General features: G+C 69.0%; 14 protein-coding genes. 10 read left to right on the top strand and 4 right to left on the bottom strand.

Annotation, left to right across the window (positions count from 1 at the left end):
* Window positions 1-87 precede the first annotated feature (87 nt).
* Complete coding sequence (locus AC4PMY_RS04010; protein ID WP_491622062.1) at window positions 88-633, bottom strand: hypothetical protein; 546 nt, start codon at window positions 631-633, stop codon at window positions 88-90.
* A 139-nt stretch (window positions 634-772) separates the two neighbouring features.
* On the opposite strand from AC4PMY_RS04010, the gene AC4PMY_RS04005 reads away from it, so the two are divergent.
* From AC4PMY_RS04005 to guaA, 7 genes are all read left to right on the top strand, one after another.
* Window positions 773-1891, top strand: a complete 1119-nt coding sequence (locus AC4PMY_RS04005; protein ID WP_064296664.1) for a GuaB3 family IMP dehydrogenase-related protein — start codon at window positions 773-775, stop codon at window positions 1889-1891.
* Window positions 1892-2031: 140 nt separating this feature from the next.
* Complete coding sequence (locus AC4PMY_RS04000) at window positions 2032-3765, top strand: glycerol-3-phosphate dehydrogenase/oxidase (RefSeq protein ID WP_071259476.1); 1734 nt, start codon at window positions 2032-2034, stop codon at window positions 3763-3765.
* A gap of 109 nt (window positions 3766-3874) precedes the next feature.
* A complete protein-coding gene (locus AC4PMY_RS03995; RefSeq protein ID WP_491622061.1) occupies window positions 3875-4402 on the top strand; it encodes a cation:proton antiporter regulatory subunit in 528 nt (175 codons plus the stop codon).
* A 2-nt stretch (window positions 4403-4404) separates the two neighbouring features.
* A complete protein-coding gene (locus tag AC4PMY_RS03990; RefSeq protein WP_491622060.1) occupies window positions 4405-5781 on the top strand; it encodes a cation:proton antiporter in 1377 nt (458 codons plus the stop codon).
* 64 nt (window positions 5782-5845) lie between these two features.
* A complete protein-coding gene (locus AC4PMY_RS03985) occupies window positions 5846-6622 on the top strand; it encodes an SURF1 family protein (RefSeq protein ID WP_491622059.1) in 777 nt (258 codons plus the stop codon).
* Window positions 6623-6659: 37 nt separating this feature from the next.
* Window positions 6660-7103: a DUF3817 domain-containing protein gene (locus AC4PMY_RS03980; RefSeq protein ID WP_056778703.1), complete on the top strand. Its 444-nt coding sequence runs from the start codon at window positions 6660-6662 to the stop codon at window positions 7101-7103.
* Entirely contained in the window at window positions 7100-8704 is a 1605-nt protein-coding gene (gene guaA, locus AC4PMY_RS03975; RefSeq protein ID WP_064296660.1) for a glutamine-hydrolyzing GMP synthase, read from the top strand. Before AC4PMY_RS03980 ends, guaA begins: the two co-directional genes overlap by 4 nt.
* 229 nt (window positions 8705-8933) lie before the next feature.
* Here the strand turns inward: guaA and AC4PMY_RS03970 are convergent, their stop codons facing one another.
* The gene (locus AC4PMY_RS03970; protein ID WP_064296659.1) at window positions 8934-9791 is read right to left on the bottom strand and encodes a Bax inhibitor-1/YccA family protein; all 858 of its coding nucleotides are present in this window, start codon (window positions 9789-9791) and stop codon (window positions 8934-8936) included.
* 194 nt (window positions 9792-9985) lie between these two features.
* Here AC4PMY_RS03970 and AC4PMY_RS03965 point away from each other — a divergent pair, with 194 nt between their 5' ends.
* From AC4PMY_RS03965 to AC4PMY_RS03955, 3 genes are all read left to right on the top strand, one after another.
* Window positions 9986-11062: a glycerophosphodiester phosphodiesterase family protein gene (locus tag AC4PMY_RS03965; protein WP_491622678.1), complete on the top strand. Its 1077-nt coding sequence runs from the start codon at window positions 9986-9988 to the stop codon at window positions 11060-11062.
* Window positions 11063-11075: 13 nt separating this feature from the next.
* Entirely contained in the window at window positions 11076-13544 is a 2469-nt protein-coding gene (locus AC4PMY_RS03960; protein WP_491622058.1) for an ATP-dependent helicase, read from the top strand.
* Window positions 13545-13617: 73 nt separating this feature from the next.
* The gene (locus AC4PMY_RS03955) at window positions 13618-14616 is read left to right on the top strand and encodes an SseB family protein (protein WP_071259466.1); all 999 of its coding nucleotides are present in this window, start codon (window positions 13618-13620) and stop codon (window positions 14614-14616) included.
* Here the strand turns inward: AC4PMY_RS03955 and AC4PMY_RS03950 are convergent.
* Both AC4PMY_RS03950 and AC4PMY_RS03945 read right to left on the bottom strand, forming a co-directional pair.
* Window positions 14543-16117 (bottom strand): thioester domain-containing protein, encoded by a 1575-nt coding sequence (locus AC4PMY_RS03950; protein ID WP_071259464.1) that lies wholly within the window; start codon window positions 16115-16117, stop codon window positions 14543-14545. The two genes, AC4PMY_RS03955 and AC4PMY_RS03950, sit on opposite strands and share 74 nt — an antisense overlap.
* Before the next feature lie 104 nt (window positions 16118-16221).
* Window positions 16222-17022, bottom strand: coding sequence for an oxygenase MpaB family protein (locus AC4PMY_RS03945; protein ID WP_071259462.1), 801 nt, complete (start codon window positions 17020-17022; stop codon window positions 16222-16224).
* Window positions 17023-17107: the final 85 nt, after the last annotated feature.

Here is a 17107-nt window from a genome sequence, read left to right as displayed (position 1 = left end):
AGATGACGATCCCGACAATGGTGCTGGCGAGGACTGATTGGCGGACGCGTAGAGGTCGCTTAGGAGGAACGTTGTGGGTCTCAGGGCTCATACGTAGACGCAGCGGCCTTGGTTGCCGCCGATGTAGATCTTCATCTCTCGTCCTCCTTGGCAGATGCCGTTCGTCGCGAGAGCGGTGGATGCGACTAAGAGGATGGCTCCGAAGACGACGCACAGCGCGGCACCGACCCCTGGGAGGAGGCACAACGCTCCTTGAAGGGCCATCGCGCCTCCACCGATGATGAGGCCTTGGTCGAAGGCATTGAACAGGACATAGATTCCGCCGGAGTCCTGCCCTCCGCCGAGACGCGTGTCGGAAGGGCCTTGTCCCACCGAGAAGCTGAACCCGTTCTCGAATACGAATGTCTCGATCGTGTCCTCACCTACCTGCTGTGTGGTGAACGGGACTTGTGCTGCCTTCAACTCCTCGACGGCCAGTCGAAGCTGTTCGGGAGTGATCTCGGGCTGAGCTGCTGTGCTCAGGGGCGTCGCGGTAACAGGTGGAGGAGCAGCGTTGGCTGTTACCGGCGCAGCGAGAGCGATGACGACAGCCAGGATTGTTCCGAGACTGAAGGCCCGTGAAGTGGTGAGCATGACTTGGTATCCCTTCTCTGATTGGTGCGCCGTGGTGCGAACCTGGTCGTTAATATAGATATTTCTGAATTAAACGTACAGAGTTTTAACGGGATCCGGTGTTCGTCCACCAGGCGACCGGTAGGCTGGTGCGGTGAGCATGGATATTGAGATCGGCCGGTCAAAGCGCGCACGGCGCGCCTACGCGTTCGACGACATCGCCGTCGTCCCGTCGCGGCGGACCCGCGACCCACAGGACGTCTCGGTGTCCTGGTCGATCGACGCCTACCAGTTCGAGATCCCGGTGCTCGCAGCACCGATGGACTCCGTCGTCTCGCCGACGACCGCGATCATGATGGGCCAGCTCGGCGGCGTCGGCGTCCTCGACCTCGAGGGCCTCTGGACGCGGTACGAAGACCCCGAGCCGCTGCTCGCCGAAATCCGGTCGTTGCCGGTCGGCCGCGCGACCGCGCGCATGCAGGAGATCTACTCGGAGCCCATCAAGCCCGAACTCGTCACAGCTCGGCTCGCCGAGATCCGCGCGGCCGGAGTCACCGTCGCCGCAGCCCTCTCGCCGCAGCGCACGCAGGAGCTCTACGAGACCGTCGTCGCCGCAGGTGTCGACCTCTTCGTCATCCGCGGCACCACCGTGTCGGCGGAGCACGTCTCCAAGAACCAGGAGCCGCTCAACCTCAAGAAGTTCATCTACGAACTCGACGTCCCCGTGATCGTCGGAGGCGCGGCCACCTACACCGCAGCCCTGCACCTCATGCGGACCGGTGCGGCCGGCGTCCTCGTCGGCTTCGGTGGCGGCGCCGCCTCCACCACGCGGGCCTCGCTCGGCATCCACGCCCCGATGGCGACGGCCGTGGCCGACGTCGCCGGTGCGCGTCGCGACTACCTCGACGAGTCCGGCGGCCGCTACGTGCACGTCATCGCCGACGGCGGTCTCGGGACCTCGGGCGACATCGTCAAGGCCGTCGCGATGGGGGCCGACGCCGTCATGCTCGGCACCGCACTCGCCCGCGCAACGGACGCACCCGGCGGTGGCTGGCACTGGGGTGCCGAGGCGCACCACCTGCACCTGCCGCGCGGACGCCGTGTCGAGGTGGGGACCGTCGCGACGCTCGAGGAGATCCTCTACGGCCCGTCGCCGAAGTCTGACGGCACGGCCAACCTCATCGGCGCGCTCCGTCGCTCGATGGCCACCACCGGCTACTCCGACCTCAAGGAGTTCCAGCGGGTCGAGGTCGTCGTCGCGCCGTACCAGGGCGCCTAGCCCTGCCGGAAGCGAGCCGCTTCCGCAAGCGGTTGTCGGGTCGCATCGCGCCGACTAGCCTCTGAGGCAGAGCCTCGTGGACGAGCACCTGCCTCCGGCAGGATCATCGCGAGGGCGGTTCCAGCGAGCGGAGTTCGACGATGGCCACCACCCACAACAACGTGTCACGTTCCACCAAGCTGGGGATGGAGGAGCGCGACGCCGCGATCGAAGCGTTGAGGTCGAAAGAGCTCGACATCCTCGTCGTCGGTGGTGGCATCGTGGGCACCGGTGCAGCGCTCGACGCCGTCACGCGCGGTCTCAGCACCGGTCTGCTCGAGGCGCGCGACTGGGCGAGCGGCACCTCGAGCCGGTCCTCGAAGCTCGTGCACGGCGGTATCCGGTATCTCGAACAACTCGACTTCCGACTCGTCCGAGAAGCGCTCATCGAGCGCGGGTTGCTGCTGCAGCGCATCGCGCCGCACCTCGTGAAGCCGGTCCGGTTCCTGTACCCGCTCAACAAGCCGGTCTTCGAGCGCCTCTACATCGGTGCCGGCATGCTGCTCTACGACCTCTTCAGCTGGACCGGCGGCCGTCCGCCCGGCGTCCCGCACCACCGGCACCTGTCCAAGCGTCAGGTCCTGACCTCGATCCCGAGTCTCAAGTCGGACGCGTTCGTGGGCGGACTCACCTACTACGACGCCCAGGTCGACGACGCCCGGTACGTCTCATCCCTCGCGCGGACGGCGTCGGCCTACGGCGCGCACGTCGCGAGCCGCGTGCGGGTCGAGGGCTTCATCAAAGTCGGTCAGCGCGTCGTGGGCGTCAAGGCGCACGACCTGCAGACCGACGAGCGCTTCGAGATCCGCGCCAAGCAGGTCGTCAACGCGACCGGCGTGTGGACCGACGACACGCAGTCGATGGTGGGGGAGCGGGGCCAGTTCAAAGTCCGCGCGTCGAAGGGTATCCACCTCGTCGTGCCGCGCGACCGATTCCAATCGAACATGGGGCTCCTGCTGCGCACGGAGAAGAGCGTCCTCTTCGTCATCCCGTGGGGCCGACACTGGCTCATCGGCACGACCGACACGGACTGGCACCTCGACAAGGCGCATCCGGCGGCGACGGCGGCGGACATCGACTACCTGCTCGAGCACGTCAACAAGATCCTCGCCGTCCCGCTCACCCGTGAGGACGTCGAGGGCGTCTACGCCGGCCTCCGTCCGCTGCTGGCCGGCGAGTCGGAGCAGACGTCGAAGTTGTCACGCGAGCACCTGGTCGCGCACTCCGTCCCCGGACTGGTGGTCATCGCCGGTGGCAAGTGGACCACGTACCGGGTCATGGCGAAGGACGCGATCGACGCCGCGGTGGACGCCCTCGACGGCAAGATCCCGGCGAGCGCGACGGAGAACATCGCCCTCCTCGGAGCCGAGGGGTATCAGGCGGCCTGGAACAAGCGGGGCAAGATCGCGCGGGCCTTCGGGGTGCACACGGCGCGTATCGAGCACCTGCTGAACCGCTACGGCGTCCTGACGGATGAGCTGCTCGACCTCATCAAGGACGACCCGACGCTCGCCGAAGCACTGCCGGGAGCGGACGACTACATCGGGGCGGAGATCGTCTACGCGGCCTCCCACGAGGGCGCCCTCCATCTCGACGACGTCCTCGCCCGTCGGACGCGGATCTCCATCGAGGCCTGGGACCGCGGTGTCTCGGCGGCCCCGGTCGCGGCGAAGCTCATGGGTGGGGTCCTCGGGTGGGACGAGGAGCGCATCGAAAAGGAGGTCTCCTACTACCTGAAGCGCGTCGCCGCGGAGCGGGCGTCGCAGGAGCAGCCGAACGACGAAGCGGCGGACCGCGTGCGCCTGGAGGCACCGGACATCGTCCCGGGGGCCTGAACCTGCGGTGATCGCCCGCAGCGGAACGGCTGCGGGCGCCTCGGGCGGGCGGGCCAGGTGTGGCGGATAGACTAGGAGGACTGCCACAACAAGCCTGAGGAGTACAGCCATGGTGGATGTTCGGCGGGTCAAACTTCCCGGGGTCGGTGTGCTCCACACCTTCGTCACGGACGACGGCGGCAAGGTCGGCGTCATCGCCCACCGGTCCGGCCACAGCGACCTCATCACCTTCGCCGACCACGAAGACGGTGCCGATGCCGGCAAGGTGTCGCTCCGGCTCAACGAGGACGAGGCGCACACGCTGGCCGAACTCCTCGGTGGCACACGGATCACCGAGTCGCTCAGCGCGCTCGACCAGATCCCCGGCCTCAGCATCGACTGGTTCACCGTCGACTACGAAGACCACATCGCCGGGCAGCCGCTCGGGAACCCCGCCGAGAAAGGCATGGTCGGGCTGACCGTCGTCGCCGTCGTGCGTGGCGACTCCGCCAACCCGGCCCCGGCAGCGGACTTCCGGGTCTTCCCGGGAGACACCCTCGTCGTCGCGGGCAGTCCCGAGAAGGTCGCCAAGGCCTTCGCCTACTTCCGTTCGGGCGCCGTCAAGAAGGTCGCCGTCGACGCTCCGCCCGGAGGGTAGGCATGCTGCACGCCGCGACCGAAAACCCCCACCTCGGCCAGGATCTGCTCATCCTCGGCGTCCTGTTCGTCATCGCCTACATCCTCGGCCGTCTCGGCAAGCTGATCGGCCTCCCGTCGATCCCCGTCTACATGCTCGTCGGCCTGCTCGCGAGTCCGTACACGGGCTGGTTCCCGCTCGACTTCGCCAGCGCGCAGATCGAACTCATCGCCGTCTTCGGCCTCGTGCTCCTGCTGTTCAACCTCGGTCTGGAGTTCGATCAGGACGAGTTCTTCGGCAACGCCGGGAAGCTCATCGTGTCCGGTGGCTCCTACATCCTCGTCAACATGGCCGCTGGGCTGGTGTTCGGGTTCCTGGTCGGGTGGGGCACGCGAGAGGCGCTCATCATCGCCGGCATCACGGCGACGAGCTCGAGCGCGATCGTCACGAAGCTCCTCATCGAGCTCAAACGGCTGACGAACGACGAGACGCCGATGATCCTGGGCGTCACCGTGGTGGAGGACATCTTCATCGCCATCTACCTGGCCATCGTCGGTGTCGTCCTGAGCGGCGAGAGCGAGGTGTGGCCGGTCATCGGCAAGCTCGCGATCGCCTTCACGTTCATCCTCGTGATGTTCGCGATCGCGCGCTTCGGCGGCCGATTCGTGTCGCGCTTGTTCCGCACGAAGGACGACGAGCTCTTCACGATCCTGTTCTTCGGCCTCGCGGTCGCGTTCGGCGGTATCGGCGAGCTCCTCGGGGTCACCGACGCGATCGGCGCCTTCCTCATCGGGCTGGTCCTCGGGGCCACCCGGTTCCGCAACAAGATCGAGCAGATCGCGATCCCGCTCCGCGACGTGTTCGGTGCGTTCTTCTTCTTGAACTTCGGCCTCGCGCTCGACGCGACGAAGTTCGGCAGCGTCCTCGTCCCGGTCCTCCTCGCTGTCCTCATGACGGTGGTCCTCAACGTCCTGGCCGGTCAGTTCGTCGCCTGGCTCAACGGACTCGGGCCGCAAGCGGGGATCAACGCCGCGGTCATCCTGCAGAATCGCGGCGAATTCGCCCTCATCCTCGCGACGCTCTCGCTGAGCGCAGGGCTCAACCCGCTCATCCAACCGTTCGCCGGGCTCTACGTGCTCATCATGGCTGTGATGGGCCCGATCGTCGCCGGCCGGTCCGAGCAGATCGGCGCCGTCATCCTGCGTCCGCGTCGCCGGAAGGCGCGCCGAGTGGAGCAGGTGGACACGTCGGCGGAGGAGGCCATCGCGCTCGTCGAGGGTGTGGGCGACGACCAGGGCACGACGGACGTCGACACCGATCAGGCGGCCATCGACCGACTCGTCGAACAGGCGATGAACGACCAGGAACCACCAGCACGAAAGCGAGAGCCCGATTACTAGCACCGCCCCGTCGGCACCAGGCCCCGACAACCACGGACAGGTCCGTCCGACGCTCCGCTCCGTCATGCTGCGTCCCCGGTGGATCGGCGTCCTCGTCCTCTGCCTCGCCGTCGCGGGCGCGTTCGCCGCGCTCGGGCAGTGGCAGCTCGCACGCGCCATCGAATCCGGGCAGGTGGTGCCGACCGAGACCGAATCGGTCCGGCCACTCGCGGACGTCCTCGAACCGGGCGTCGGCATCCGAGAGGCGGACGCCGGACAACGGGTGAGCGTCTCGGGCACCTGGGTGCCGGAGGACTACCTCGTGGTGGGCAACCGGGTGAACGACGGCACGCTCGGGTACTGGGTGACGGGCCACCTCGCGACCGACCGCCCGGATCAGGCCGGTCTCGCCGTCGCGCTCGGGTGGACGAAGGATCGCGAGACCGCCGACCGTGTCGCGGAGGCATTGAACGCGGACGCCCCCACCGGTGCCGTGGAGCTCGAAGGGCGTCTGAACCCGCCGGAGGGCCCGGAGGAACCGGCAGCGGACGCCGCACCGACCGACCTCGACAACATGTCGGTCGCCGCGCTGCTGAACCGCTGGAACGACGCCGACGGCCTGCGGGTGTTCAGTGCGTTCGTCGTGGACGACGTGGCCGTCGACGGACTCGAGCCCATCTCGTCACCCGCGCCCAGCCAGGAGATCCAGCTCAACTGGTTGAACATCTTCTACGCGGCCGAGTGGGTCGTCTTCGCGTGCTTCGCCGTGTTCCTGTGGTTCCAGCTCGCCAAGGACGCCTGGGAGCGCGAGATCGAGGAGCTCGAGGACGCCGAGGAGGAGGCCGCAGCGCTCCGTCCGTGATGTCCGGTCGCTTGGCGGCCGCGGGTAGGATGGGGGCATGCCCCTCCAGCCGAAACCGTCGACGTTTCCCGCGATCCGAGGCGCGCTGAAGTTCTACCAGGTGGCCGCCCCCATCACCGGTGTGCTGCTCCTGTCGCTCTGCGCCGAGATGCTCATGAAGTACGCGTTCGGCCTCGAGCTCGAACTCGGCGGTGCTTACGGCTTCCTCGCCTTCGTGCCCTCCGGCACCGCCACCGCGGTCAACCTGAGCACGGGCATCCTCATCATCCACGGCTGGTTCTACGTCGTGTACCTGTTCGCCGCGTTCCGGCTCTGGAGCCTCATGCGGTGGAACGTCCTGCGTCTGCTCTGGCTCGCGCTCGGCGGCATCATCCCGTTCCTGTCCTTCTTCTTCGAGAGCCGCATCCCGCGGGAAGTGAAGGGCTACCTCTCCGGCCGCGAAGCAGCAGCGGCCGCCGAACCCGTGGAGTCCATGCAGTGAGTGAAACCGCCCCCGCCGCCGCAGCGGAGCAGACCGCCGCCCGACCGGTCCTCGTCGTCGACTTCGGTGCGCAGTACGCGCAGCTGATCGCGCGTCGCGTCCGCGAAGCCGGCGTGTACTCCGAGATCGTGCCGCACACCGTGTCCGCCGCCGAGGTCGCCGCCAAGAACCCCGTCGGGATCGTCTTGTCCGGCGGCCCGTCCAGCGTGTACGAGCCGGGCGCTCCGTCGCTCGACGAGGGCATCCTCGAGCTCGGCGTCCCGACCTTCGGCATCTGCTACGGCTTCCAGGTCATGGCCAAACAGCTCGGCGGAGAGGTCGCACACACCGGTCTCCGGGAGTACGGCGCCACCGACGCGACCAGCGTCGTCGACGTCCCGGGCACCCTCCTGCACGGCGTCCCGACCGAGCAGAACGTCTGGATGAGCCACGGCGACTCCGTCTCCAAGGCCCCCGAGGGCTTCGAGGTCCTCGCCTCGACCGCCTCGACTCCGGTCGCCGCCTTCGCGAACGCGGAACGCGGCCTCTACGGCGTCCAGTGGCACCCCGAGGTCAAGCACTCCGCTTACGGCCAGCAGGTGCTCGAGAACTTCCTCCACCGGGCGGCGGGCATCCCGGCCGACTGGAACAGCGGCAACGTCATCGCCGAACAGGTCGACCGCATCCGCTCCCAGGTGGGCGACGCCAAGGTCATCTGCGGGCTCTCCGGCGGTGTCGACTCGGCCGTCGCCGCGGCGCTCGTGCACAAGGCCGTCGGCGACCAGCTCGTCTGCATCTTCGTCGACCACGGCCTGCTCCGGAAGGACGAGCGGCGCCAGGTCGAGGAGGACTTCGTCGCCTCGACCGGCGTCCGGCTGGTCACGGTCGACGCGCGCGAGCAGTTCCTGACGGCGCTCGCCGGCGTCAGCGACCCGGAGCAGAAGCGCAAGATCATCGGCCGCGAGTTCATCCGGTCCTTCGAACAGGCCGAGATCGACCTCGTCAAGGAGGCCCAGAGCGAAGGCGAGCCCATCCGCTTCCTCGTCCAGGGCACGCTGTACCCCGACGTCGTCGAGTCCGGAGGCGGATCCGGCACGGCCAACATCAAGAGCCACCACAACGTCGGCGGCCTGCCGGAAGACCTCCAGTTCGAACTCGTCGAGCCCCTGCGCACCCTGTTCAAGGACGAGGTCCGGGCGATCGGCCGCGAGCTGGGCCTCCCGGAGGAGATCGTCGGCCGTCAGCCGTTCCCCGGTCCCGGACTCGGTATCCGCATCGTCGGTGAGGTCACGGCCGAGCGTCTCGACCTCCTTCGCGACGCCGACGCGATCGTCCGCGAGGAGTTGACCGCGGCCGGGCTCGACCAGGAGATCTGGCAGTGCCCCGTGGTCCTGCTGGCGGACGTCCGTTCGGTGGGCGTGCAGGGCGACGGCCGCACCTACGGTCACCCGATCGTGCTGCGACCGGTCTCGTCTGAAGACGCCATGACCGCCGACTGGACCCGCCTGCCGTACGACGTCCTCGCGCGCATCAGTAACCGCATCACCAACGAGGTGAAGGACGTCAACCGCGTCGTGCTCGACGTCACGTCGAAGCCGCCGGGGACCATCGAGTGGGAGTGATCGCTCCCTGAAGCATCGGAAGGCCGTCCCGTTCGCGGGGCGGCCTTCCGTCGTCCGCGCCCTTCGACAGGCTCAGGGACCGGGGTGGGTGGCTCAGGGACCGGGGATGGTGCCCGGTGCGAGGGGTTCGGTCCCTGAGCCTGTCGAAGGGCAGTAGCGCGACCGGCCGGTTCCTCGAACGACGAAGGCCCGCCCCGCGAACGGGACGGGCCTTGCAGTGCGTTCGGTGCTAGTTGCGGGAGATGGCCAGCAGACGCAGGATCTCGACGTAGATCCAGATGACCGTGACCATGATGCCGAAGGCGCCGGTCCAGCCGTACTTGGCGGGTGCGCGGTTCTGCACGCCGCGCTGGATGAAGTCGAAGTCGAGCACCAGCGAGTACGCGCCCATCAGCACCGCGAAGATGCCGATGACGATCCCGAGTGGGATGCCGAAGATCGTCGCGCCGTAGAGGCCGAACGGGTTGTTCAGGACGCCCGTGAACATGAGCACGAGGTTGAGGAGCTGGAAGACGCCGTAGCCGATGATGGCGACGAGGAAGACCTTCGTCAGCTTCTTGGAGGCGCGGACCTTGCCGCTCGCGAAGAGCGCGAGGGTCACGCCGACGACGGCGAGGGTCGCGAGGACCGCCTGGACGACGACGCCCGACCAGGCCGGGTTCGCCTCGAAGACGCGCGAGATGCCGCCGACGAAGAGTCCCTGGAAGACGGCGTATCCGAGGATGAGCGCCGGGACCGGCTCCTTCTTGAAGGAGTTGACGAGCCCGAGACCGAGACCACCGATCATGCCGATGATCATGGGGAGGGCGTAGCCGCTGCCTGCCTGCAGGAGGGAGGTCGTCCACATCCAGGAGATGACGGCGAACACGACGAGGACGGCGAACGAGCCGAGCGTCTTGACGAGCGTGTTCTCGATCGTCATGCGGTCGGCGGTGCCGACACCCGCCGGTGCGGTGGGCTGCTCGTACATCTTGCGGAGCTGTTCGGCGGTCAGCGAGGGGTTCGCTGCTTGAGCTGCCTGCAGCGTCCCGCCTCCCTGCTTCGCGAATGCCGGGTTCTTCGAGAACGCGGGATTGTCGAGGGCCATGGCTGATTCCTACTCTCAGTCGTGGAGGCTGTGTCGCGCCAAGCGGCGCTGCTGACACCCAGAGTATCCGAGTTCCCTTTGAATCAGCCGGGTCGCGCGTGGAAAACCCCGAACGGGCGCCGATGTTCGCGGCGGGCTGACAGCCGGCACCCTGCGCGCATGCCGGAGCGTCGTCCTAGGCTGATGGCGTGCGCATCGACTCCCTGCCCAACCCGCTCGTCATCGGACACCGCGGGGCTCCCGGTTACCGCCCCGAGCACACCGAGTCCTCCTACCGCTTGGCCGTCGCGCTGGGTGCGGACGCCGTCGAGCCCGATCTCGTCGCGTCGAAGGACGGCGTCCTCGTGGTCCGACACGAGAACGAGATCTCCGGGACGACCGACGTCGCCGCCCGGGCGGAGTTCGCCGACCGGCGGACGACGAAGCGCGTCGACGGCCACGAGCTGACCGGATGGTTCACCGAGGACTTCACCTGGGCCGAGCTGTCGACCTTGACCGCGCGTGAGCGGATCCCCGAGGTGCGGACGGTGAGTGCGGGATTCGACGGCACCGAGGGCATCCTGCGGTTCGCCGACCTCGTCGAGGTCGTACGCAGTGCGGCCGAAGCGCACCGACGACCCGTCGGTGTCGTGGCCGAGGTGAAGCACGCCGACTACTTCGCTTCGATCGGACTCCCACTCGATCGACTCCTGGCCGAGGAGCTCGCCGCTCTGGGGTTCGGCACCGATCCCGATGCCGAACCGCTCATCATCGAGTCGTTCGAGCAGTCGGTCCTCACGGCGTTGCAGGCCCGTCGGGTGCAGGCGGAGTTCGTGTACCTCATCGAGCGGTCCGGCAGGCCGAGCGACCTCGTCGCCCGGCTGGGGGATTCGGCCCCGTCCTACGCCGACGCGATGACCGACGCCGGACTCGCGGCGCTCGCCCTCGAGGTCGACGCCATCAGTGTGGACAAGGCGATGCTCATCGACCTCGACGACGACGGCGCCCACCCGACGGACCTCGTGGAGCGCGCCCACGCGGTGGGCCTGCGCGTCTACACCTGGACCCTCCGCCCCGAGAACCGGTTCCTCGCGCCACCCTTCCGGGACGGGGCCGATCCGGCGGCGGTCGGCCGCTGGCTCGAGGAGTTCGTCCTGGTGCTCTCCTCGGGGGTCGACGGCTGCTTCGTCGACCAGGCCGACCTCGGTGTCGCCGCCCGGTCCGCGGCCGGCGAGCGGGTGGAACACCGCGACGGCGGTGCTCGGCCGAGCGATGTCGGAGGCAGCGCCTAGACTTGCAGGCGATATGGCGAGCTCTCCTTCTTCGAACGCCGACGCCGTGCAACCGGTGATCGTCGGCTGGCCCACGGCAACCGTCCCCGAGTCGTCCTCCGACGAGCGTGCCGGCGGGAGTCGGCTGCTGGAGGGGCTCAACCCACAGCAACGGATCGCGGTGGAGTACCGGGGCCAGGCCCTGCTCATCGTCGCCGGTGCCGGATCGGGCAAGACGAGTGTGCTCACCCGCCGCGTGGCGCTGCTGCTCGAGCAGCGGGAGGCCTGGCCGAGCCAGATCCTGGCGATCACGTTCACCAACAAGGCCGCCGCCGAGATGCGTGAGCGGGTGCAGGCGCTCGTCGGCCAGACCGCGCAGGGCATGTGGATCTCCACCTTCCACTCCGCCTGCGTCCGCATCCTCCGGCGCGAGGCCGAGCACTTCGGCTTCACCAAGAACTTCACGATCTACGACAGCGGCGACCAACGCGCCCTGTTGAAGCGGATCATCAAGGAGCTCGAGGCCGATGCGTACGGCTTCACGCCGTCCAACACCTCCGCGAAGATCTCGAAGCTCAAGAACGAGCTGTCGGACGTCGAGTCGTACTCCCGCACGATCAACACGAACGACCCGCAGGAACTCGTCTTCCTGCAGGTCTTCCGGAAGTACACGCGCGCGCTGGCCGACGCGAACGCCTTCGACTTCGACGACCTCATCAGCCAGACGGTGTTCCTCTTCCGCGCGTTCCCGCACGTCGCCGCGCAGTACCAGCAGCGGTTCCGCCACATCCTCGTCGACGAGTACCAGGACACCAACCACGCCCAGTACTCGCTCATCCGGGAGCTCACGCGTGCGCCCGAGGCCGGCACGGATCAGCTCGCCATCACCCGCACCGAGGGTGCCTCGCTCACCGTCGTCGGCGACTCGGACCAGTCGATCTACGCGTTCCGCGGGGCCGACATCCGGAACATCACCGAGTTCGAGCGCGACTTCCCGGGTGCCAAGGTGGTGCTGCTCGAGCAGAACTACCGCTCCACGCAGAACATCCTCTCGGCCGCGAACGCGGTCATCTCCAACAACTTCGACCGCAAGGACAAGAAGCTCTGGACGGCAGTCGGCGACGGAGAGAAGATCGTCGGCTTCACGGGGTACTCCGGCCACGACGAGGCGCAGTTCATCGCCGACGAGATCGAGAAGCTCCGGAACGCCGGCACGGCCTACAGCGACATCGCGGTGTTCTACCGCACGAACGCCCAGACCCGTGCGCTCGAGGAGATCTTCATCCGCGCGGCCCTCCCGTACCGGATCATGGGCGGCACCAAGTTCTACGAACGCGCCGAGATCAAGGACGCCCTCGCCTACCTCGTGTCGGTCGCGAACCCCGCCGACATCATGGCGCTGCGGCGCATCCTGAACACGCCCAAGCGTGGCATCGGACCGGCGACGGAGACGGCACTCGCGAGCTTCGCCGAGAACAACGGCGTCACCTTCCGCGAGGCCATGCGGCGTGCCGACGCCCTCGGGCTCGGGCCGAAGGTCACGAGCGCGATCCTGCAGCTGTCGGCGCTCCTCGACGAAGCGCAGGCCGCGCTCGACGACGCCGCTGCGGCCGACCGCCCGACGGCGTCCGCGACCGCGGTCGGCGACGTCCTGTCGCTCCTCATGACGAAGAGCGGCTACCTCGACTCGCTGCGCAACAGTCGCGACCCGCAGGATGAGGCACGCGCCGAGAACGTCGACGAGCTCATCGCCGTCACCAAGGAGTTCGCCAAGAACAACCCCGACGGCGGCATCGTCGACTTCCTGACGGAGGTCTCGCTCGTCGCCGCGGCCGACGACCTCGACGACGCGACGGGCAGCGTGTCGCTCATGACCCTGCACACGGCGAAGGGCCTCGAGTACGATGCGGTCTTCCTGACGGGCATCGAGGAGGACCTCCTCCCGCACCGGATGTCGGCGAACGAGCCTGGCGGCCCGGCGGAGGAGCGGCGCCTGTTCTACGTCGGCATCACCCGCGCCCGTAAGCGCCTCTACCTCTCGCTGGCGATGACTCGTGCCCAGTACGGCGAGACGGCCGTCGCCATGCCCAGCCGCTATCTGCAGGAGATCCCGGCCGAACTGATCGAGTGGCGTCAGTCGCCCGGCAACGTCAACGGTCGTGGTGGAACCCAGTCTCGCGCCCTGAACGCCCGCCGCGCCCCTTCGAGCGACCGCTGGTCGGTCCGCTCGCTCCCGGAAGGAGCCTCCGCGGGCGACACCCGGTTTTCCGGCGGTTCGAGCAAGCCGGAGACGGCCTGGGCCAACCGCATCACGGCGAAGGTCCGCGACAACGGCGATCTCGAGCTCGTCCCCGGCGACCGCATCTCCCACGCGGACTTCGGTGTGGGGCGGGTGAACGCCGTCACCGGCGAGGGCGCGAAACGCATCGCCCACGTGCAGTTCGAGTCGGCGGGAGCCAAGAAGCTGCTGATCAAGATCGCCCCGATCGAGAAGGTGGAGTGACCCCCTGTTCCGTCGGCAGTCCCCGGCGGCATCAGGTTCCCCAGTCCTGGCGAAGCCTCTAGGCTGAGGCATCATGGCTCTGTTCTCCAAGCGCAACGCGTCCGATGCCCGATCCGCAGCGGCGGAGGCAGCGACCTCCGCCCGGGAAACCGAGGAGGACACGACCCCCGCGGTCACCGAACCGGTTCCGCACGTTCCCATCTCGGTCACGACGGTCAGTTCCGCCGCACGGACACCTGAGTCCCCCGTATCGGTGCCGGCTGCCCCGGCGGCCGCTCCGGCGCCCGCGGCCGGGGAGCCCGACACGAACGTCGACCTCGCCCAGGCGCTCACGGCCCTGGCCGAAGGCGGTGACGAGCGTGCGATGATGCATGTCCTGCGCCAGAGCATCCAGGGCAAGCTCCTGCTGTCCACGAGCCTCGACGGTGTCTCGGAGGAGGACAAGGCCGCGGGACGCGTCCCGCTCGGCGTCCACCGCGACCCGGAGGGGGCCGTCTACCTCCTCGCCTTCACCTCGCCTCGCGAGCTCGAGAAGACGCGGACGGCCGAGGGCCCCGTCTCCGGGGTCGCGGTGGACGCGGTGTGGGCGCTGCGTCAGGCGGCCGGCGAAGGCTACGCCGGCATCGTGCTCAACCCCGCCGACGGGAAGGCGAGTGCCGTCGTCCCGAAGACACTCATCGCCCGCCTCTTCGGCGACGGCCGGAACAACGACCTCGCCAAGCAGGCGCTCGCCCAGCCTCGCGACGCCGATGCCCTCCAGCAGCTGGTGGCGGCACTCGCCGCACACGGCGGATTCGTGGCGGGACGAGCAGAGATGGACGAGGAGGGTAACCGCAAGACCGTCGGCATCGCGGAGACCCGGCTCGGGGACCGCCGCCTGCTCGAGGTCTTCACCTCGCCCATCGAGATCGCGGCGCTCGGCCGCGGCGACGACGCGTATCCCGTGACCGCCGCGGAACTGGCGGCTGCGCTCCGGAGCGACGAGGGCATCACCGGGATCATCGTGAACCCTGCGGCGCCGTGGCTGGACGTCGACCGCGCCCAGCTCGCACCCCTCCTCGACGTGCGCTGAGCGTCGCACCCGCTCCACTCGGAGTGATCCGCCGACGGAGAGCGAGCAGGATACCGCCGAGCGCAAGCGCCCCGATCGCCGCAGAGCCGGCCGTGAGCAGGGAGTGGTCGTCGGCGCCGGTCTCGGCGAGGCGCGCTTCGGGCACGGTCGGTGTCGAGGCGAGTGTGATCTCCGACGCGACCCCGAAGGCGGATCGCCAGGGGCGGATCATCGCGCCGCCGTTCTCCGGCAGGGTGTCGCTCGGCTCGATGCGTTCGACCCAGACGTAGTAGCCGTCCTCGGGAAGGACGCAGGACGGTGTCGTGTACTCGCCGGGGCCTGCATCCACGAGCGTCTCGACCTCGCAGACCACCGGTGCTCCGAGCGGGACCTCTGGTGCCTCGACCGGGCGCTCCGCGAACGGACCGAGCAGCTGGCTGCGGACGGTCACCGGGATCGGCGTGTACGGTCCACCCTCCGGTCCGATGAGGCCCCACTCCGCGGCGAGGCCCGAGTCGGTCGCGATCCCGACCGACAGCCGGTCGGTGATCTCGGTTCCCGGTGTCGCCGTCGCATGCGAGGTGGTGGTGACGACGACCGGCTGGAAGGGGAGTGGTGTCGGGCGCTCGCGGTCTGCGCTCGCCCCTGCGGCGACCGTGATCGGGCGGGCGATGAGGACGCTCTGCACGTTGGCGGCGCTTCGAGCGATCGTGAGCCCGGCACCGTAGGGCAGCTCATCGAAGGTGGCGTTCGCTGAGAACGCCACGACGGCGGCATCGGTGCTCGGCAGGATCCGCAGGCTCTCACCGTTCCCGACGGCCCGCTCGGAGGTGCCGTCCTCGAAGGTCGCGCCGTCGAGGGTGACCGTCCCGGTGTGGGTACCCGGTGGCAGGGTGGTGACGCCGGAGGAGACGAAGTCGACGGCGAGTTCCGTTCGGACGAGGTCGAATCCGTCCTCGCCGCGTTCGATGGACATGGTGGCGCTCGCTCCCCGACTCGCGCCGCCGGGCCCGTCGGCCTCGGCGAGCATCTGATGGGCCCGTGCCAGCACGCGGTCGGCGCTCGCTCCTGCCCGAGCGGCGATCTGCGCCGGTGTCCACCCGTTCAGGCCGGTGATGATCCAGGTGGCGAGCTGTCCAGCGGCCGCCTCGTCGGCGTCCTGGCTGGCACCCCAGTGTCGCGAGAGGTAGGCCAGGCGGGCGGCGTCCTCAGGGGTGAACCAGCCGAGCGATGATCCGTCGACGTGCTCGTAGGCGTGACCCGGCGGGATCGGGAGGTCGAGGTTGATGCAGAACCCGACCGTCCCGTCGTCGAAGGCCCACGAGCCGAGCCAGCGGCCGTTCGAGGCGTCGCGGTGGCCGTAGGCGGCGCCGGTCGCGGTCAGGGCGGAGGACGCGGTGGCGCCGCCGAGGACGATGCCGAGGACGAGCGTCAACAGGATCGGGACGGCCGCCAGGAGCCGGAGGATCCGCGGTCTGCCGCCGAGGAGGCGGCCGGTCTGGGGGAGGTGGTGTGTTGTCATGCCCCCATCGTGCGAACCGCGGTACCTCGGTCAGCCGGGCGAGGATCCGAATGTGGACGGGACTGCTCCGCCAGTGGGCTGTGGAGGGCGGTCCTGGAACGTCGTCAGCCGAGGTGGCGGGCCGCGTCCGTGCGATCCCGCTCTCGCATCGCCCGGAGGTACCAGGCGGAGGGTGCCGCGCGCAATCGCTGCGGAAGACGCGGCCAGACGGCCCGCGCTGCGGCGACCCGCCGCGCGAAGCGACGCTGCTGCCGGGGTGTGAAACGGAACCCGTAGGCGCTCCGCAATCCGTCGGGAAGCAGTCCCGCCGTCACGAGCCGGACGAGGGGGAGCAGACACCGGACGGGGAGGGGCGCCGCACGCGCGGTCATGAGCTCGACCGAGACGCGGCGTGCCTCCGCGGTGACGTGGAGTCCCGCGACCCGGGCTGCGAAGTACTCGTCGAACGCGGCCCGGGTCGGAGGCCAGCGGTCGGGCGGGAGCTGCAGGCTCGTCCCCACGATCGCGTACTCACGGTGCAGGCGCTCCCGCGACTCCTCGTCGAGCGGGCCGAACACGAGCTCGTAGACCTGGACGGCGGTGTCGTACAGCGTGGCCGCGACCCAGAGTTGCGCGTCGTGGTCGAAGGCCGAGTACCCCGGGGCGGCCTCGCCCGGCTGAGCGCGGACGGGCGCGTGGGCGTGGTTCACCCGCCGGGCCGCGCTCCGCTGCTCGTCCGGCGTACCGAGGGCGAGCGCGTAGACGAAGGTGAGGGTGGCGTGCAGCCGGTCGAGCGGGCGGGAGCCGAAGTCGCTGTGCCGCGCCACCCCGGCTGCGACCGAGGGGTCTGCGATCTGGAGCAGGATGGCCCGTCCGGCGCCGGCGACGAGGATGCCCTCGCGAGCGAGGTCCGCCATGCCGGTCATGGACCCGACCTTAGTCGTTCACTGCGAACGTCCGGTTGCGGCGCAGCGCTGGGGGTAGAGTCGTCACTGGCCCTTTTTCTCTCGC

This window comes from Plantibacter sp. MDV22-iso1 (assembly GCF_058408345.1).
This window is presented reverse-complemented; position numbering and strand designations above follow the sequence as displayed.